At 52.9% G+C, this 19,678-nt stretch carries 8 protein-coding genes and 1 other RNA gene; 4 read left to right on the plus strand and 5 right to left on the minus strand.

Translation table 11 applies throughout. The features are described 5' to 3' along the window. Nucleotides 1-26 precede the first annotated feature (26 nt). Genes IC235_RS18425 through IC235_RS18435 form a run of 3 tightly spaced genes read right to left on the minus strand, consistent with a single transcriptional unit; the run spans nucleotide 27 to nucleotide 9,249 of the window. Nucleotides 27-3,089, minus strand: a complete 3,063-nt coding sequence (locus IC235_RS18425) for a hypothetical protein (RefSeq protein WP_191006677.1) — start codon at nucleotides 3,087-3,089, stop codon at nucleotides 27-29. A gap of 5 nt (nucleotides 3,090-3,094) precedes the next feature. Next, a complete protein-coding gene (locus IC235_RS18430) occupies nucleotides 3,095-6,517 on the minus strand; it encodes a DUF6603 domain-containing protein (RefSeq protein WP_191006678.1) in 3,423 nt (1,140 codons plus the stop codon). A 17-nt stretch (nucleotides 6,518-6,534) separates the two neighbouring features. Then, entirely contained in the window at nucleotides 6,535-9,249 is a 2,715-nt protein-coding gene (locus tag IC235_RS18435; protein WP_191006679.1) for a hypothetical protein, read from the minus strand. A gap of 1,465 nt (nucleotides 9,250-10,714) precedes the next feature. Here IC235_RS18435 and IC235_RS18440 point away from each other — a divergent pair. Next, nucleotides 10,715-11,188 carry a sporulation protein gene (locus tag IC235_RS18440; RefSeq protein ID WP_191006680.1) on the plus strand — a complete coding sequence of 158 codons (474 nt, stop codon included), beginning with the start codon at nucleotides 10,715-10,717 and terminating at the stop codon, nucleotides 11,186-11,188. 336 nt (nucleotides 11,189-11,524) lie between these two features. On the opposite strand, the gene IC235_RS18445 is transcribed toward IC235_RS18440, so the two are convergent. Together IC235_RS18445 and ssrA are read right to left on the minus strand one after the other, a co-directional pair. Further along, complete coding sequence (locus IC235_RS18445) at nucleotides 11,525-11,725, minus strand: hypothetical protein (RefSeq protein WP_191006681.1); 201 nt, start codon at nucleotides 11,723-11,725, stop codon at nucleotides 11,525-11,527. Nucleotides 11,726-12,036: 311 nt separating this feature from the next. Beyond that, nucleotides 12,037-12,408, minus strand: a transfer-messenger RNA (tmRNA) gene (gene ssrA, locus IC235_RS18450). 285 nt (nucleotides 12,409-12,693) lie between these two features. Here ssrA and IC235_RS18455 point away from each other — a divergent pair. The 3 genes from IC235_RS18455 to icd all read left to right on the plus strand — a co-directional run bounded on the left by IC235_RS18455 (nucleotide 12,694) and on the right by icd (nucleotide 19,448). Then, nucleotides 12,694-14,751: a DNA polymerase III subunit gamma/tau gene (locus tag IC235_RS18455; protein WP_191006682.1), complete on the plus strand. Its 2,058-nt coding sequence runs from the start codon at nucleotides 12,694-12,696 to the stop codon at nucleotides 14,749-14,751. A 254-nt stretch (nucleotides 14,752-15,005) separates the two neighbouring features. Continuing rightward, nucleotides 15,006-18,056 carry a M16 family metallopeptidase gene (locus IC235_RS18460; RefSeq protein ID WP_317173607.1) on the plus strand — a complete coding sequence of 1,017 codons (3,051 nt, stop codon included), beginning with the start codon at nucleotides 15,006-15,008 and terminating at the stop codon, nucleotides 18,054-18,056. Nucleotides 18,057-18,182: 126 nt separating this feature from the next. Beyond that, a complete protein-coding gene (gene icd / locus IC235_RS18465; RefSeq protein ID WP_191006683.1) occupies nucleotides 18,183-19,448 on the plus strand; it encodes an NADP-dependent isocitrate dehydrogenase in 1,266 nt (421 codons plus the stop codon). Nucleotides 19,449-19,678 lie beyond the last annotated feature (230 nt).

Consider the following 19,678-nt stretch of genomic DNA (forward strand, 5'->3'; position numbering starts at 1 on the left):
TTCGGTGAGATTAACGTTATTATTGATCAGGCAATCAATTCTTTCGCGTGCACGTACAGCTTTACCGGTAATTGCAGTAAGGTATAAGCCATGCTCGCTGAATTGCGGCCCCACCGCACCCCATCGGGCGGGTTGGCGACGGATTGCAGGGTTATATCTGCCGATGAATTGAGGTAGATGTAGCCATCGTAGTTGCTGCTACCTGCTGCTTGCTGAATATTTCCCCAGTTAAGGTTATTCCAGGTGGCGTAGGAAAGCCCGCTGCTCGGGTCTACCGGGATTTGGGAGGTATAGCTGCTAAGTGGTTGATCCATCTCATCAGCGCCAAACTTTACTTCGCCCGCCTGCTCCTGAAACACAAAGAAGTAGCCCGGCTGCAGGTCATCGGTCGTTCGGCCCTTGATGGTAGTTGTATCGACGGGGAAGCCCAAAAAGTATATGTCAGGGGCGATTTCCGCCGAAAAAACGGGCGCTATAATAGCACTGCTCAAGCCGCTGGTATCGGGTACCCTTGGCCGGTTCAGGTAGGGCGCCGGGGTGGCAGCGGGGCTGTATGTCCACTTCGCCTTTTGCAGAAATACTCGGCAGCCCGGATAGCGACGGAATAATTCACCCCTGATCGTCAGGATGAGCATCGTGGCGTTAGGGCCTAAGCTTCGCAGGCGGGGGCTGTTCTGGCCTAGTGGCGTAAGCGAGCTGCTAGCGCCGAGGGTGATCTTCCAGTCATGAATATCAAAGATGTCCCGCAGGTTATTAAGCGGCGTGGCCGAGCTGGGTACGCTGCTTAATGAACTGCTGTATCCCCAGAAGAATGAAAAATAGGTGCCTCGCTGATCGGTAGGATAGCCTCTCCAGACAAGCTCTCTGGCCATTTCATAATTCGCCCCGAGCATGAACGCTTCGATACAATCCTGGTTCATCTCCAGCAGGCTCATGGAGTTATCCGGAATTGTATTGAGGCCCGGCATCAGCCATTCGGTGGAAATGCTGGCCAGCTCCTTATATACCGGCAGGTTTATCTTCGGTGCTGCGAGTACCGGGTCTAAACTGCCTATTACCGTACCAAGGCCGGTGAATGGATCAACCAGCCTAATCTGCTTTTGCGCCAGCTCCGTTACGGTTACCGATGGCTCTAACTTTGATTTTATATCCGCGGCCTTACCGGCCAGGTTCAGAGAAGCCCCCGCCGAGAACACATACGGGGGAATGGTACTCACCGCGGCAAAGGTTGGTACAACCGCTCCTAAAAATGCCTGTGCGGACGGGCTGGGCGGGTTGGCCGGGTTATAGCTAGCCGGCGGATAGCTTGAGCCGGGCGGGGTGAGTAGGAATGAGGAGCTGGGCGGTATAGAGCTGGCATAGCCAGGGGTGTAGCTGCTGGGCGGTAGGATGGTAAGGCTCGACATGCCAGCGGGCGGCGTATACGCAAACGCGGTAGCCGCGGTACCGTTGTTCACATCATTAATAAGGCTGGCCGTGTTTATGGATGCGCCATTACTGGCCATCCCCCGGGCTAACGGACTGCCCGGATTGGTGATCCGGCGGAAAGCCCCGGAAAACATGGCATTGGGTAGCACACTATCGGCGATGTCCTTATAAACAGTTTGGGCGGTCGCTTTCACTTTGGTATGGACCGGCGCTGCGATATTTACCACCAGCTCGTCACTCAGGCTCTTTACATGCCGGTTATGCATCAGTTGGCTGGCTTGCATCGCCAACTGCATCTGCCGCAGTTTTCTATTAGCCTCCAGCACCTCGCCGATTTGCGCCCAGGCAATATCCATGTATTTGTCCTGGTTTTTACGGACAACTTCGGCGCCGATTCCCGCGAATACCCGGTACCGGGGGTCTAGGTTCACTTTATGAATCCAATCGGCCGAGGGATTACCAGTAAGCGTGCTGATCTGGACATGCCATTGCCCGTAAATCGGCGGGCCGAGAATAGGATCGGGGCTTCCGCTCTGCGCTCCCGCCGGATTGTTCAGTAAGATTTTAAGGGCTGCGGAAAATGGGTTTGGCTCATTCCAGGGATCCGGCACTTGCCCCGGGGGTTTAAGCACCCCCTGCAAGCCGATGGTGTCAGGCGTATCATTGTTTATGGCTTGAGTCTCTAACAGCGGGTTGCCGGGCAATTGCAGGTCAATGGCCCGTTTGCCCACATCATTTCCTACGATCTTTGGCTTCAGTAAGCGAACCAGGGATTCAAAGTCACCGCTTACCCCCGTTTTAAAGAACCAGCGATAATATACCGGGAAGCTTTTTTGTACCGCACCGCCCGTCCAGGAAGGCTTCAGACTATCATCAGTAGGATTGACCGTCTGACCTAAACCCGCTTTTCGGCCAATCTCAAAAGTTGGGATCAGGAACGCATGGTAGCTGGTGTTGGGCTCTAGTCTTCGCGGGCATAAAATTCTGGAAACCGCAATATCAGGGTTGGACTTTAGCTTATTAATCAGGCTGTTGGGATTGCTTGCTGAAGAAGAGGTAACACTCGAAACCACAAGGTTGGGGTCGATATTGGTGCTGCCCGTACCAGTGGCGTAAGTTCCCAAGTCGTCGTTCACGTGCACATGCGCCCAGGCCCAGGTCTGCTTTTCGCTTGGGAAGGCCCCACCGCCATTTACATTGACCGCAATCGAAGAAAGAATGCCATTAAATGCCTCGTCGGTAAACTCGGTTTCTTTTAATACAATCAGGCTGATCCAGGGGCGAAGCCGGAAACGATTTTCATTGCCGGCATCTAATACGGCTTTGGCCGGCGTATACCGCCAGGGAAAATCCTCATCGTAAAATTCGATGTAAGGCAGGTAGTTGGGCTCAAAATTGGTCGTCCAGTCTTTCGGGTAGGCTTTGACTATTGCGCTGCCATTGATGCCGATAATATCGCCCGGCCCTTTCAGGCTTACCTGCTGGGTAACCACTGAGTTGCCGGCGCTTCCCGACACGCTGGTTTCCTGTACCGTCAGGTTCACGGGGAGCGTTACCCGGTCACGGGTAGCAGGGCTGGAGCCGTAGAGGTCGTCGGGGATGCTGATCTCACCGGCCAGGCCCTGGCGAATGTGCGGTAAAAAGCTGTAATAAGCACTCATGAAAGTTAAATTTCTGAAAGGTGAACAACCATGTAGTCGTTGTAGCCGGGGGAGCCTGCGAGGCCGTTCAAGAATATATCCGCTTCTGTTTTGCTGCCGAACGCCTGATACCCGCCCGCCTGGGAAAGGGTATTCTTATCGGCGATAACATAGCCAAAGTCCTGCACGGCAAGCTTGGCAGGGCCGCCGAACGGCGTATTCTTCCGGGTGTCAGATATCGTTGCCGCGGTGATGTAATTATCCATGGTGTGCAGCGCAAATTCTGCCTTGCTAAGCAGGCTGGTCTGGAATTTTATGCGCTGCCGGCTGTCCAGGATAATTTCATCATAGGCAATCTCCTTATGAACGAAATAGTCGGCCTGAATCTCGCTGCTGGCTCCGATGCTTACGCCGCTATCGTACTTTTCATAGCTGTCTTTGGAGAGCTTCTCGTCGTCGGTGAGGTAGAAGAAGGAGTTGGGCGCGAAGAAATCCTTGACCCGCTGGAAGCCCAGCGGTACCGTGTTGCCACCGGTGCCTACGGTGACGCCGGAAATCTGGAACTGGTTAACATCGCTAATGGCTGAGGTACCAAACTTAGCCAGCCTGATGCCCATGGGGGCTACCTTCTGGCTGAGAACCAGGGTGCCGAACGGATCAACGACTAAGTTACTGCCGGTGGTACCCGTGATATCCCGGAAGGCGGTTACCTGGTGGCTTCTATCGGGCCCGATCACCTGCCAGTTATCCTTGCTCTGGATGGCATCTATCAGCTTCTGGTGGATGGTAACGGGGGCAATGGTTTCCGTTTGCGCCTGCCCAAAGGTCTTATCGAATGATACGTGCACTTTAACGAAGGCAATCTTGAAACTGCCTTCTCCCTGCACCCGCCACGGACCCGGCCCTTCCAGCGTAAGGCTCATGTAGATAGACAGGATGCAGTCGCCGCCCTTTCTGATCTCAAACATCGCCCCCATGTCCGCGGTGAAATGGAAGGGCGAGAATTGGAACAGGATGTCGAACCACAAGGCGCCAATCGCTTCAATCTTCCAGGCGCGGGCCCGCGCATCTACCCGCGCGCCAAACTGGACCGAGTTAGAGGTGATGGCAAAGTATGTCTCCACCCGGATGCTCAGGTTATCGCTCTTCGCCAACTGCAGCGCCAGCCGCTGCAGTTGAGGCAGGTTCATGGGCGGCGGGGTAAACTTGGGGTGAAAACCGCCAACCGACATCAAGAAATTGGGCTTCTCTCCCCAGTAAAGCCTCAGTGCCATATCCCCCGTCAGGGGAAATGAGAGGAGGGAAGAGTCATACAGCGAGGCATCGAAGGAAAGCTGCTTCTTTTCAAAGTCAACGATGCCGACAAAATTGATTTGCAGCTTCAACACCGGGCTGGCCTCCGCAGGCAATATCACTTTTACGATGCCTACGATGGCCAGCAGTATCGGACTGGGCATTTCGATAATGACGCCCAGCTCGATGGTTATCAGCGTCGGGGTGCCCCAGCCGAGTTTGGCCATCGGGCCAATCAGGAACCGGTCTTTCTTGACGGGGAAGACCTGGCTGAGATTACTGATAATGGCACTCGCATTCTTAACTATGTCGTGCGGGAAGAGAATGCTGTCTAAGGTCTTGTCTTTTACGCCGGATTTCAGGCGCTCTACGTTGATGGTCCGGTGCAGCCCCAATAATCCGCCTACGCCATTCAGGGTGAAGCCCATCCCGAGCTGAATCGGGGTGAATTCAGCGGTGATAATAATTAATAGCGAATAGCCATTGCTACCATCCGGCATTTTGGTCGTAAGAATGCCGATTGCGGAGAGAGAAATTTTTGAGAATTTAAGTTCGAGGCCGCCGGTGTAGGTGAACTTATCTTCATCGTAATTCAAGAAGCCGCCACCTGTTACAGTGCTGGCTTTTACCTGAATGCCGACACCGGTCGGTGGTTTGAAACCCAAGTTAAAGCCAATACCACCAATGCCACCGCTACCGAGAATAACCGAACCCTTCATGCCGATATTCTTGACAACCAGTTCTAACGGCCCAAGGCTTACGCTAAAATCAGCAGTTGTAGCTATGCGAAGGGAGCCCGAATATTTTAACGATAGCAAAATATTGTCAATGGAAACCGGTCCCAGCTTTACGTGAGTCGGTAATTGATATTCCAAGCCACCTGATCCCTGAAAGTAAAATCCTCGCAGAGTAGAATACCCTAAAGTAAGATCGGCTTCAACTGCAATACCATTCTCAGGTAATATCTTGTTTACAAAACTGTCACTATTGGTCTTGCTGATGACAAGCTTGAGTCCTTTCAGGTCTATTTCAAACCTCAATTCATTCTTACTACTAGAATTTACCTCAAAATGAACGCCAATACTTAACTTTTCATACTCAATTCTAGAGCCATCCGCTGTGCCGATTACTATGGTTGGCTGTCTATTTTCATTTACAAGTGCAATATCAAAACTGCCGGTAACTATAGAAAGACTTCCTGCGCCAAAGCCTGTCTTGACAACGAACGGTTCCTGAGGACGTTTAACAAGTACTACACCGCCGGTAATGTCAAGGTTGGCTCCAACGGTCAACCTTATATTGTGTGAAATCTCAATGTTATTCTGCATGCCGCCAATCACTACCGGCAATAGACCCAGGCCGGGAAGAGAGGTGCCATCGGCAGGAAGAGAAATCAGGCGAAGATTGCCTCTCAGATGCAAATTATTATTCATTAAATCAAATAAAGATAGACTTAATGAATAATTATTGTAATGATTTGAATTTGAATTAGGGCCTAAAGCATGAAATATCTCATTTCCTTCTTCTTCAAGCGTTGGGTAAATACCGAAAAGGGATACTAATTTCGCCAGATTCTTAAAAAGAAGGTCGGAATCAAAATTATTTGTTCCCCAGCTATAGGTATCCTGAAAAAAGACTTGAGGCTGTGAAAAAAGATGGCTTATACGCGTCCATCGTATCTCTTTTAATATGTAAAAAGGTCGGTTAGCTGTTGCCTGTATTGGCGTGTAGGTAATAATTCCTAGAAATTCAAGTATTGCAGATACTGCATAATGATTTAAATTTATGTGATTAATTACTATATAATCGAGAATTTGTTGTGGGAATTTAGACGCAAAGTTTTCCGCTGTCAGTATTAGATCGTAGGTGCTGTTAGAAAGATTGCGTATATTCTGAGTCGCACTTGATACAGCGTTCCTCAAATTAATATAATCAGAGCTTGTCGCATTCCCGCCAATTATTACATCAAGCTCGCTGATTACATTATCAATATCAGTAGCGATTCCGACGATTGGGGCAGGTATGGATTGCATATTCCAGCCCAACTGTCGCATGAATACTGAAAAATCTTCCGGTGACGATACATATGTCTTTAGGGGAGTAAGTGCCTTACTCACCTCTACCGAAATCTGATCAATTGTGTTATTTTTAGACATGAAAGCAGGCTTAATTTCTAGTGAGAGAGATCAGTATTATCTGTGATCTTATATTCAAGGCTATCTAGCTTTTCCAGCGCTGTAGGATAAATGATGGAAACAAGATAATACTTTGCGATCATGTCAAATGCTGCATACACAGTAGTCATTTCAGAAGAGCTTTTAGGTGCTTCCAAAGGGTCTAGATCTGGGCTGTCGACATTAAATAGACTAAAATGCCTATGCATTAATATCTGCCTTAATATCGACCATCCATTGCCCCTAAAAACATTGCAGTTCCACACGGCTCCGCCTTCATATATAGCAGTGACAAGAAATCGATTTTTAGGTGATGAAAATTCCGGATAAATTGATGATGCTGTTGTTGTTGCCAGATTTATATTCGAATCTGATTCCGGGAACTCAGGGCCATCGTACCCAACAGCACAATAGGATGGCGCAAATGATAAATTAGAAATATGCAAATATTCAAATACTCTAGGATTTATGAGACGAAGCTCTGGCTTGCTTGGATCGTAGTCATTTTGATATCTCTTAGGCATATAGATGCAACTTCCTTGCTTTAGCTTGCCAATATTATTGGTAATTTTCGACGAATCAGAACTGTCTACTTTAAGGGTAATTATATTGCCAGTTATATTTGTGATTTGTTCTATCTTCAACTCAAAAAAAAGCCCAGGTTCGCTAGGATCATACAGACCCGATCTCAGATAAAGAGGTAATACGACCGGGTTGTTTGTAGCATCTTTATAATCTTTTATTGATTTCCATTTTGATGCTTCGAAAGGCTCAACTTTTACGGTAATATTCAAGCCAGTATTTGTTGCATCTGTTATAGTCATAGAAGAAAAAGCAATTCTTCTAAAATTCCACTTTATCTTATCCGGGTCTATTTTTTTATTAAGAGGGTCAGTACCCGCTTTCATGATTTTATCAAAGGTGCAGGTATTGCATTCAGAATCTACGTTATCCTTATCATTCTGATTCTGAATGATAGTACGTGTTTCTCCACCTTCATATTCATCTTTTAATCCTAGGGCGTGCATTAATTCATGAGCGAATGTACTGACAACTCGAAATTTGTCGATTTCGTTGGATAGGACAGCTGTATTGACATTATCGTTTAATTTCTCTGTGATAATAGACCCAGAAGTGATAACGTAGTCTTTTCTGGTACCTAAAGTAGCCCCTACTCCGCCCAAATAAAATGCCTTATTAACAGGCGAAGGAACAATCCACCCACTGACTATTGACTGTCCGGCTGCTTTATAGTGATTACACAGGAATATGACCAGCCTTCGGTCTTTTCCGATAATATTCCAGTTATTACCAATATTGTATTCAGTGCCATTAGATGGCGTGCTTAGTGAAGAATCCAGGTATTTAAGAGATGAAAAGTAGGTGTCAAGCGGACTGGATGTCTGAATAGTAGGCTGAGTCGCATTTTGCGCCAGGATGATCTTATTTGCAAACGCACCATAAGCCATATGGTTTTTTTGTGGATACCTTCTTCTATCAAATTCGATTATTCGCTGTTGCTGTGTGGGCCTGTACCAAGCGTAGACACTCTGAGGTGTAGTGCCAACTCTGGTAGATTCAATCTTATCCCCAAGGCGTTTTCCTATAGATATGCCCATCTCCGTATCCTTTGTCGCGACGAAACCCTTTATAGTATTTTTACTTTTCCATGCATTAAAAACATCCAGCGTTAGTGATGTTGGTACGAATCCAGGAATACTCGCCCAGCTAGCCAGCGCGTCGTTCAGATTGGCCGGCGAAGAACTATTTGGTAACCCAACGAGATTGATCAACTGATACAGGTAGTTGCCGCTTCCTTCTTCTAGATCAGGATAATAACTATCTTCCGTGTTGATTGCATGCGATACGGTTATACCTTCTGCCATATCGTTTGAGGGTTCAAACGCAGACCAAATGGTCATATTATCCCTAACCAGATGATACGGAGAAAATAAACTATTCTCAGTTAGTTGCTGCACCAACATTGTTCTATATATTTCGAAATCAGCTTTATTTAAGAACCCATCGCTGAGTATAAGAATATTTACATGTGTGGACGTAGAAATACCTTTGTAGACCTTTTCTAATATTTCACGCTTGCTGTTAAAAGCCTTCTTAATATCTACATTTACATCCTGTGCGGGCAACGAGCTCAACCCATTAAGGGAGATGCTAATCTTCGTCTGCACGCTCGAATTTCCAGTTACTGCGGTTGTGCTTTTAATGATATGATTACTAACAGTGCATTTATTGGTATTAGTACTTATTCCATCTGGAACATAGGACAGATAAGGATGATATGTAATATCTGCAATTTCATTATCGCTGAATTTCGCAAATACACTGACAACATATCCATGATAACTGGCTCCGGTATGAATGGTGATCTTATCAGACCCGAGCCAGAATTTACTAACGCCTGGATGAATTGATATACTCAGCAGGCATTCATGCGTAATTCCACCGTCTGAGTATCTTACGCGACACATTGTATGACCGTCAGCCAAAGCAGTGATAACCGTTTTATTATGGACAGTGTCCTTTGTGACAGTGACGATGTTCGGGTTGAAATCTGAATAGCTGAGTTTGGTCATGTCTACTACATTCCCATTAGCAGAGATTAATGTATCCAGACTGAAAGAGCTCATCTGAGATATAGAAGATACCAAATGAATATCGGTAGTCGGCAATACGCAGAAAGTTTGGGCTGCCATAGGTTAGTTATTGGTAAGTGAACTGTATACTGAACGAGGTCGGCATTAACCTTGAGCAAGCGTTGCCTTGAACTGAAAGGTATCGGCGCGTATTAGAAGTAGCTCCCGATAAGAGGTGGATCTCGGTGGTTTGTGCACCAAGGCAGCTGTACTTTAATGCTTATGTATAGCCTGCCTTAAGTAGGTAGGCCGTGAAGGTATGGAATGGAATGGATATAACAAATTATGAAAAAAATAAAATAATATAGCCAAGCTGGGTAGGGTTAGGGTATATCCATTGTTGATTTTATAAGTTATTGATAATAAAGTAGAATAATAGGAGAATGGTGGAGCTTGGCATTGTAATAGCCTACATGGTGGTGGATTGCGAGCCGGGCTTCGGCCAAGCCAGGAAAGCTCCCGCCGTTGGGTAGTTAGGCTTCGAAACGGCTCCAAAAGGATTTGGTATGGGGGTACCCGGTAGCATGTTGTCATAGCCATTCCCCTGGCCCGTAGCCGTCGCATGTCGCAGCGCTGGCTGGAGCGCGAAAAGGCTCCCGCACGGGGCTACTTGCCAGGTCGGCTCAGGAGCCGGTCGACCATGCTGCCAGTGTCTGGCATCGTAAGGAAAACCTGAGCCTGTGCTTCAAGAAGATTCAGCCGCAGTTCTTCGAGTTGCTGGGCCAGTAGCATCTCAGCCTCACCCCCAATGAGTTCAGGCAATGCGCGTATCTGAAGCCCAACCTGACCAATAGGGGCCTTGCCAATGTGCTCAATATCTAGGCTGATAGCGAATAGATTGCTTACTACCGCATCAAGAAGAAGCTGGACTGCCTAAAGAAAGCTGCTCACGTGACTATTTCTTATTCTAAGATATATATATGGTACAAGCCGCTTGTAGTGGGTCGGGCTTGGTGAAAAGAGGCCCCGCGCCAACACTTCTAAGCCACCTCGCCAGCATAGCTGGGTAGTTCATTTTTTGAATATTCCCCAGTGCTCTCCTAACTTCGCCCCATCTCCTGAACAAAATACTCGTCGCATCGTACCAATCTGCCGCATCGTAGAAATAAGCTTGCAGTGTCATTGCACAAAGTCTCAAAACCATCGACAATACTTGCCGCGACAAACAAAGCTGACACTACTCCTACAATTATTTCCCGCGTCCCCAGCTAATGCGGCAGCAAATACGGGCCGTTGGACATAGCCACACTGCCGCCGAATGCACCCTGGAGCGTATTATGCACTTGCGTCCGTTTTGAGTACTGCCGAAAAAGGCCGAGGCGCAAAGAAGCCCGCTACGGCACTCTCGGTCTCGGAGGGACTACACTATGGGTTAGAGGCAACCCCGCCAGCCGAAAAAGCTGCCTCAACTCGCTGGAAAGAGCATACACGCTCTAAGTAAGTAGCCGGCGCGAGGGCTAAGTAGCTCGTTTGCGTGGTTCACCTTCTTTTCCCGTCTCACTTCTCACCTCTCACTTCTATTCACATGTCTTTCTTCAACAAAGTCAAACAGTTCATGGGCCTTGGTACCCTCGATGTGAAATTGCAGGTGCCGCCGCATTTCCGGGCCACCGATTCGGCCATTAATGGTAAGGTGCTTATCACGGCCAAGAGCGACCAGTCGGTGCTCAAGATAGAGCTGGAGTTGGTGGAAAAATTTGAAACCGGCCGCGGCGACGATAAGAAGGAGCAGGAGTTCACTCTCGGCTCGCTACGCCTGGATCAGGCTTTCGCAATGAAAACCGGCGAAAGCAAAACGGTAGAGTTCTCCCTGCCTTTCCAAATGCTCAAGTCCAACAACGACCATCTCAAAGAGAAAGGTGGCATGCTTGGGTCGTTGGGCAAAATGGCCGCTTGGGCCAGCAACGAGAAATCAGAGTATTCCTTTACGGCTACCGTAGACGTACAAGGTGCCAGTTTCGACCCGAGTGATACGGTAGATATTAAGCTAATAGCCTAAGCGCCGCTCGCACGAATAAATCGCGGCGTACAACTGGACTCGCAGAGCGGCCGTTCGGGTGTCAATGCCATCCGGACGGCCACTTTTGCTTATATACTCAGGTGGCTGCCACGGCTCTACTCTACTGCCCGCCCGAGTCCTTTCAAATACTCACGCTCTGGGTGAAATAGCCTCACGTGGTAGTTGCAGGGAACGGCGCTTTCAAACAGCTCGGCCGAGACTACTTGGGAGCGACTGAAGGTGAACGACTGCCCGCCCGGCTCATCATCACGAAGGCCGCGGCATAATTGCCCAACCGATAAAAAAAGTCCCAGCCAGATGGTCGGGGCTTTTTGCTTATTTGTTCTTGTCGAAATACCGATGAAAGCAATTTTCGCCGGCTTCGACAGCCACTTTTGTTATGGGGTTGGTATGCCAAATTAATAGCCAACCATCACCACCATCGGGTATTTCCAGATGGTAGTGGTGGTCTTTCCTGAGTTGGTGCTTGCCTAGCATTTCTTCGTAGAATGCTTCAATCATGGATTGTTCACTCATGTGGTGGTTGGGGTTATACAGAGAAAGACCTATGCATTTCCCTCTTAACGGGTGCGCCGGATGCCTGTTAGTGGTGCACCATAACTATTTCACCTTCTCCCACCACTCCCGTCACGGTGCCATCGTCCCAGGTATCAGGTGTGAGCTGGTAGGTTTGGCCGTGGCGAAATTCCGCATACCTATCAAGGCCGCGAAAGATAAATTAGGAAGGAGTAGGGGAGAGACTCATTGAGCTGATTTCAAGCAGGTGTTTTACCAATGTTTTATCAATAAAGCCAAAAACCCCGCCTGCATATTGCAAACGGGGTTTAATGTGGAGATGCAGGGATTCGAACCCTGGTCCAGACAAGGAAATCGACGTGCTTTCTACGTGCGTATCTGTGCTTGGATTTTCATGAAGCCTCGGGCGCACATCAGGCCTTTGAGACTCCCCTAGCTGCAGTGGAGCTTCGCCCCCGAATCACAGCTCTTCGAAGGCTATTTTCTACTTACGACGCTCCGAACTCCCAGGTGTAGAAACTTACCCGGGCGGAACGATGGCATTACCTAATTCTAAACTAGGCAGCCATGGCGTACGAATAGTCGCCGGTTGTTTTTCGGGCGATTTTTTAACGGGAGAGCTTCGACCAACTCCCGGCACGCTTACCCGCGATTTGCGCAAGCTGTCAATTCCGGTCATCCCCAAATGGTAAAGAACGTGTTCCCGCCCGCACCCCGAAAGGCTAAGCCGGCCGCGAAGGTACGCGGTGAAATGGAAACGACAGGGTGGGGGAGAAGGTTTCCAGCCGGCGGCAGCCGACGCTGCGGCAGCGAGGGAACCGGGCACTGGTCAGCAGGGCTTAATACTTCGTCGGGCAGTGGGCGATGCGGTTCCGATGGGCTCGGTCCTCTCAGCGCCGCCGCGCCGGCTTCCGCTCCCATTTTGCCCAATCTTCGCCCGGCTTTGGGTAACTTTGTTGATAGAACTTATGGACAATTTCGTCGTTTCGGCCCGCAAATACCGTCCTTCCACGTTTCGCAGCGTGGTTGGGCAGCAGCACGTTACTACCACGCTGCAGAACGCCATCCAGAGCCAGCACCTGGCCCAGGCGTTCTTGTTTTGCGGCCCGCGCGGGGTGGGCAAAACCACCTGCGCCCGCATTCTGGCCAAGACGATTAACTGCACCAGCCTCTCGGCCGAAACCGAGGCCTGCGGCACCTGTGCTTCCTGCGTCGCCTTCCAAGACAACGCCTCCTTCAACGTGCACGAGCTGGACGCGGCCTCCAACAACTCGGTGGAGGACATTCGCTCCCTGGTCGAGCAGGTGCGCTACGCTCCGCAGGCCGGCAAGTACAAGATCTACATCATCGACGAGGTGCACATGCTCTCGAACGCGGCCTTCAACGCCTTCCTTAAAACGTTGGAAGAGCCGCCGGGCTACGCCATCTTCATCCTGGCCACCACCGAGCGCCACAAGATTATCCCCACCATCCTGTCGCGCTGCCAGATATTCGACTTCAGCCGCATCCGGGTGGAGGACATGCGCGAGCACCTGCGCTACGTGGCCACCCAGGAAGGCGTCAGCGCCGAGGACGATGCCCTGCACCTGCTGGCGCAAAAAGCCGACGGCGGCCTGCGCGATGCCCTGTCGATGTTCGACCAGATGGTCACCTTCGGCGGCAACAAGCTGACGTACAAAGAGGTGGTGCAAAACCTGCACATCCTCGATTACGACTACTATTTCCGTCTGGTCGACAGCCTGCTGACTGAGAACCTCGCTGCCGCCCTGCTGCTGCTCGACGAGGTGATGCAGAACGGCTTCGACCTACACAACTTTGTGGTGGGCACCGCCGAGCACCTGCGCGGCCTGCTCGTGTGCAAGGACGCCGTAACCGTGCAATTGCTCGAAGTGTCCGAGGGCATTAAGCAGAAGTACGTGCAGCAGGCCCAGGCGGCGTCCCTGGCCTTCCTGCTGTCGGCCCTGAACCTGATTAGCCAGTGCGACCGGGAATTCAAGCAAGCCAAAAACCAGCGCCTGCACGTCGAGTTGGCCCTGATGAAGCTGGCTTATCTGAACAGTGCGGTGCAGTTCGTCCGCGAGCTCAACCCGGCCGCGCCCGGCTCGACCGACCACGGGGAGGCTAAAAAAAAAAATAACGGCCTAAACGGCACCGCCGACTCGGCCAGCCCAGCGCCCCCGCCGGGGGCCAATGGTGGGGCGCCGGCTCAGCACCCCGCCCCAAACTCCTCTGCCGGGGCAATGCCGACCGCTAGTGCGGGGCTGCCCCCGGCCCCCCGAGTGGTGCCGCCGGCCGCGGCGCCAGTGGCCGCCGAGGTCCCGGCCGGCCGGGTGGCTCCCCCCGCCGATGGCCCGGAGCCGCTCCCAGTCACAAATGGCGTGGATGAGCTGCACGACACCCCCAGCATTGAGGGGCAGCCCGCCGCGGCCATCACCGAGCGCCACCAGATGCGTGACACGCTGCCGCACGTCGAAATCGGGGTGCCCAGCTTTGAAGGGATAGAGCCCGCGCCGCGCCCCACGCCCGCCGCGGCTTTTGCTAAAATTCCCAGCTTGGCCAGTAAAATCCCGAGTCTGAAAGACTTAAAGAACAAGCTGGCGGCCGGCCCGGCTATGGCCGCCGCGGTGGCCGAGCCCCAAGCTCCCAGCGGCCCGGTCGCGGCCGTCGACCCCGCCTTGCTGCAGCGCGTGTGGCAGGAGCTGGCCGAAGAGCGCCGCGCCCAGGACCGCATGAGCGAATACTGGGTATTGAACCGGCCGGTAACGGCCAACGCCGAGCACCTCATCGAGCTGAGCGTGGACAACCCCATTCAGGTGGACCAGTTCAACGAGATGCGGGTGGAGTTCCTGGCCGAGCTGCGCCGCCGGACCGGTAACCCGCGCCTTACCGTACAGCCGGTCGTGGCCGCCGCGGCGCCCACCGCCCGCAAGCTGTACACGGCGACGGACAAGTTCGAATACCTGGCCGAGCGGTTCCCGGCCCTGCGCGAGGCCAAGCAACGGCTCGGGCTGGAAGCCGACTTTTAAGCGCCAAGTTTCGCTAAGGTAGCAGAGGAGGTTTCGCGAAGTTTGATAGAACACTTTGCGAAACTTCCCCTTGGCCTTGGCGAAACTTGGCGCGAAGGAATTCGCAAACGTTTGGGAACCCGAAGGCAATGAGGGCCCGGTTGTATCCAGCGCGAGAAAATCGGCTAAGATAAGGAAAAAATTCGTTTTTTATTCCCCTATCAGCCAGCTACCTTTGCTCTTTCAAGCAAATTCGCTACCCTCCCGCACCCTTCGTGAAAAACAACTTTTTGCTGCTGTTTCCCGCTCTGGCGCTGCTGGGTCTGGCTACGCAGTGCCAATCGAGCAAGCCGGCAACGACTACTTCGGCAGTCGTCGCAGCCTCCGCTACCGCGCCTGCCGCGCCGCTTGCTCCGAAGGAATATCGCTATGAATCGGTGCCCGGCGACCCCCTGCAAGTACGCATTTACCACTTGGCCAACGGGCTGACGGTTTATCTGTCGGATTACAAAGATGCCCCGCGCATTCAGGCCTACCTGGCCGTGCGGGCCGGTTCGAAGAACGACCCGGCCACCGCCACCGGCCTGGCGCACTACCTGGAGCACATGGTGTTCAAGGGGACCTCGAAGCTCGGCACCCAGGACTGGGCTAAGGAAAAAGTAGAGCTCGACAAAATCGAAGCCCTCTACGAAGTGTACCGCGGCCAGCGCAACGACCCCGTGGCCCGCAAGCGCACCTACCACCAGATTGACTCCATCTCGGGCGTGGCCGCCCGCTACGCCGTGCCGAACGAGTACGACAAAGTAATGGGCGCCATCGGGGCTAAGGGCTCCAACGCTCATACGTCGAACGAGGAAACGGTATACCAGGAAGATATTCCGAGCAACCAGTTAGAGAAATGGGTGGCCATCCAGGCCGAGCGGCTCCAGGAAATGGTGCCGCGCCTGTTCCACACCGAGCTGGAAGCAGTGTACGAAGAGAAAAACCGGGGCCTGGATAGCGACTTCAACAAAGAGTTCGAAGCGCTGAGCGCGGCCCTGTACCCCACGCACCCCTACGGTACGCAGACGACCATCGGCACGATTGAGCACCTGCAAAACCCGTCCATCACCGAAATTAAGAAGTACTTCGGCCAGTACTACGTGCCGGGCAACGTGGCCCTGTGCTTGAGTGGCGACCTGGATTACGACGCTACTATCCGACTCATCGACCAGTACTTTGGCGCGCTGCCGGGCAAGCCGGTACCGGCCTTTAATGCGCCCGTCGAAAAGCCGCTCACGGCCCCGGTAGTCCGGGAAGTCCTGGGCCCGCAGTCCGAAAACGTAATGCTGGGCTTCCGCCTGCCCGGCAAAGCCAGCGCCGACGGCCTGCGCCTGCGCATGCTCGACAAAATTCTGACCAATGGCCAGGCCGGCCTTATCGACCTCGACCTTAACCAGCAGCAGAAAGTGCTGCAAGCGGCCTCCTTTACCGACCTCAACGACGACTACTCGACGCACGTTATTTACGGCACGCCCCGGCAGGGCCAGACGCTGGAGCAAGTGAAGAGCTTGCTGCTGGGGGAGCTGGCCAAGGTAAAAGCCGGCAACTTCCCCGACTGGCTGATTCCAGCCATCATCAACAACGAGAAGCTGGAGCGCACCAAGCGCTACGAAAGCAACGAGGCCCGCGCCACGGCCATGTACGAGGCCTTTATTGAGCGCGTCGACTGGAAAGACTACCTGCGGCAGCAGGAAGACTTCGGCAAGCTGACCAAGGCCGAAATCGTGAAGTTTGCCAACGAGAACTACGGCGAGAACTACGTGGCCGTGTTCAAGCGCACCGGGGTCGACCCCAACAAGGTGAAGGTGGTGAAGCCGGCCATCACGCCCGTGCCGGCCAACCGCGATGCGGCCTCGGCCTACTACAAGCAACTGACGGCCATGCCCAGCTCGGAGCTGCAGCCGGTGTTTGTCGACTACAAGAAGGATATTCAGGAGACGGAGATAAAGCCCGGCTTGCCGCTGTACTACACCCACAACGCCGAAAACGGCTTGTTTAACCTGTACTACATCCTGGATGTTGGCACTAACAACGACCCCCGCTGGGGGCTGGCGGCGGGCTACCTACAATACCTCGGCACCGGCAAGTACTCGGCCGCGCAGCTGCAGCAGGAGTTCTACAAGCTCGGCTGCTCCTTCGACGTAAGCAGCGGGGCCGACCGCACGTTCGTGACGCTGAGCGGCCTGGACAGCAACCTGGAGCCGGCCCTGCAACTGTTCGAGCAGTTGCTGAACGCGCCCAAGCCCGACGCGGCGGCCCTGAAAAATATGGTGGCCGGCACCCTCAAAGCGCGCCAGGATGCCAAGCTGGAAAAGCGCGTCATCCTGAGCCAGGCAATGGTGAACTTCGTGAAGTACGGTCCGAAAAACCCCTTCACGAATATTCTCAGCGAGAAAGAGCTGAAGGCTTTGAAGCCTGAGCAACTCACCGCTCTGATTAAGAAGCTGCCGACGTATCAGCACCGGGTGCTGTATTATGGTCCCCGGCCCTTGGTAGCCGAAGGCCAGGCCGTTGAAGTAGCGCCCAGTGCTTCGATGCCTAACCTCTCCCCGCTGCAGCCGGGCCTCGTGAAGGTGCTGCAAAAGGAGCACCGCACGCCGGTTAAGCTCACGCCAGCGCCCGCGGCTAAAGATTTTGCCGAGCAACCCTTAAAGGACCGCAAAGTCTATTGGATCGATTACAACATGGTCCAAGCCGAAATCCTGTTCCTGACCAAGGGCGACCTGTACAACAAGGATCTGGCCCCCACCGTGGCGCTCTACAACGAGTATTTCGGGGGCGGCATGGGCAGCATCGTGTTCCAGGACCTGCGCGAGAGCAAGGCCCTGGCTTACTCGGCGTATTCCGGCTACAACAACGCCGACAAGGTAGGCCGCTCCAACTACAACGTGAGCTATATCGGCACGCAGAGCGACAAGCTGCCCGAAGCCATGGCCGGTATGGAGGCCCTGCTCACCGACATGCCCGTGGCCGAGGCTAACCTGGAAATCGCCAAAAACGCCATTCGCAACAGCATCAGCACCGAGCGCATCACCAAGGGCAACGTATTGCTGAGCTACGAGCGCGCCCGCCGCCTCGGCCTCGACTACGACCTGCGCCGCGACGTATACGCCAGCACCCAGAAAATGACCTTCGACGAGCTAAAGAAGTTTCAATCGGCCAAGATTAAAGGACAGAATCAGGTGATTCTCGTTATCGGCTCGAAAGACCGGCTGAATTTCAAGGAACTCGCCAAATATGGTAAAGTGCAGCAGCTCACGCTAAAGGAAGTTTTTGGCTATTAATCTTTCGTTGTTGGCTGCTAGTCGTCAGTTGTCAGGCTGATGACCGGGTGGCCCCGCCACTACTAACAGCCAATAGCGTTCCTTCTCCCTGACAACCGACAACTACTAACTGACAACTAATCCCCAATGGCAGAACAAAAAATCACGATCAAAAACGGCAAGCTGAACGTACCGGACAAACCCACTATCCCGTTCATCGAAGGCGACGGTACCGGGCCGGACATCTGGCGGGCTTCCAAACTTGTATTCGACGCCGCCGTCGAGAAGGCCTACGGGGGCAAAAAACAGTTGATGTGGAAGGAAGTGCTGGCCGGTGAGAAGGCGTACAAGACCACGAATAACTGGCTGCCCAACGAGACCCTCGACGCCTTCCGCGACTACTTAGTGGGCATCAAAGGCCCCCTGACCACCCCCGTGGGCGGCGGCATCCGCTCGCTGAACGTGGCCCTGCGCCAGGAGCTCGACCTCTACGCCTGCGTGCGCCCCGTGCGCTACTACGACGGCGTGCCCTCGCCGGTGCGGCACCCGGAGCTGACCGACATGGTCATCTTCCGCGAAAACACCGAGGACATTTACGCCGGTATCGAGTACATGAACGGCACGCCCCAGGCCCAGAAGATGCTGGAATTCCTGGTGGACGAGATGGGCGTGAAGAAAATTCGCTTCCCCGAGTCGTCCTCGTTCGGCATCAAGCCGGTGAGCAAGGAAGGCACCGAGCGCCTCGTGCGCGCCGCCATCAACTACGCGCTGGCCCACAAGAAGCCGTCGGTGACCATCGTGCACAAGGGCAACATCATGAAGTTCACCGAAGGGGCCTTCAAAACCTGGGGCTACGAGCTGGCCGAAAAGGAATTCGGCAGCAAGGTGTTCACCTGGGCGCAGTACGACAAAATCGTGGCGAAGCAGGGGGTGGCCGTGGCCGATGCCCTGCAGAAGCAGGCCCAGGAGCAGGGCAAGCTCATCATTAAGGACAGCATTGCCGATGCTTTCCTGCAGCAGATTCTGCTACGCCCCGCCGACTACTCGGTGGTAGCCACCCTGAACCTGAACGGCGACTACATCTCCGACGCGCTGGCGGCCATCGTGGGCGGCATCGGCATCGCACCGGGCGCCAACATCAACTACGTCACCGGCCACGCCATCTTCGAAGCCACCCACGGCACGGCGCCCAAATACGCCAACCAGGACAAGGTGAACCCGGGATCAGTCATCCTCTCCGGTGTGATGATGCTCGAGCACCTGGGCTGGAAAGAAGCCGCCGCCCTCATCAACAAAGGCCTCGAAGCCGCCATCGCCAGCAAGCGCGTAACCTACGACTTCGAGCGTCAGATGGAAGGCGCCACGCTCCTCAAAACAAGCGAATTCGCTCAGGAGATTGTGAACAATATGTAGTAGCTTGGCAGCAGCCTAAGCAACAAGAGAAACCCCCGCGTCGGCTTTGGCTGGCGCGGGGGTTTGGGTTTAAATCAGACCTGTAAAATTCGATAGCGGTAATTTGAAGAGATTTATTTTCTCAGAGAACAATTATTGATTACCTCCTACATATTAGGCTGTGTCTGAAAAGTGGCGCTGCAGGATACGCCGAATACAGGCCAGTTGCGCCATACTGAGAAAGTGCTGGT

It is taken from the genome of Hymenobacter montanus, assembly GCF_014699115.1.
GTDB lineage: Bacteria > Bacteroidota > Bacteroidia > Cytophagales > Hymenobacteraceae > Hymenobacter > Hymenobacter montanus.